Below are 473 nucleotides of genomic sequence, written 5' to 3' on the forward strand. Positions count from 1 at the left end.
ACCGCGCGGATGAACAGCTTGCCCGACCGCGCCAGGCCAAAGGCAGCGACCGCACCCAGCAGCGGCATCAGCACCGAGGACAACGGCCCCGCCAGCTTATGCCACATTGCACCCTCCAGCGCCTTGGTGGGGCGACCACCGGCCTTCAGATCGGCGATCGTATCGCGCAGCGCGCCGAACGACAGTCCATTGGCATCGATGTTCGACAGCGCAAATTGATCGTGCCGCACATCGCGGCCAATCTCCACGGTTCCGACCTTCGCCAACTTCCCGCTGGCAACGTCAAAACGTGTTGCCGGGCCGACTTTCCAGCCACTCGCGACCCGCACCCCGGTCTTGGCGGTAATGATGCCGACCAGATTGCCGCCGGTGCGATCAAACAGCGTAATGCCCGACAGGCGTGTCGCATCGCCGCGTCCCCGCACCTGGTCGACTTGCAGCAGATCGTCGCCGTCGCGCACCCACACGTTGGT

1 protein-coding gene is annotated in these 473 nt (G+C 65.1%); it reads right to left on the bottom strand.

Going from position 1 to position 473, the window contains the following annotated elements:
• The coding region (locus AACY45_RS28300) for an LptF/LptG family permease (RefSeq protein WP_339548771.1) at window positions 1-473 on the bottom strand (473 nt) is incomplete at both ends.

The organism is Pseudomonas sp. RA_35y_Pfl2_P32, from assembly GCF_963970735.1.
GTDB lineage: Bacteria > Pseudomonadota > Gammaproteobacteria > Pseudomonadales > Pseudomonadaceae > Aquipseudomonas.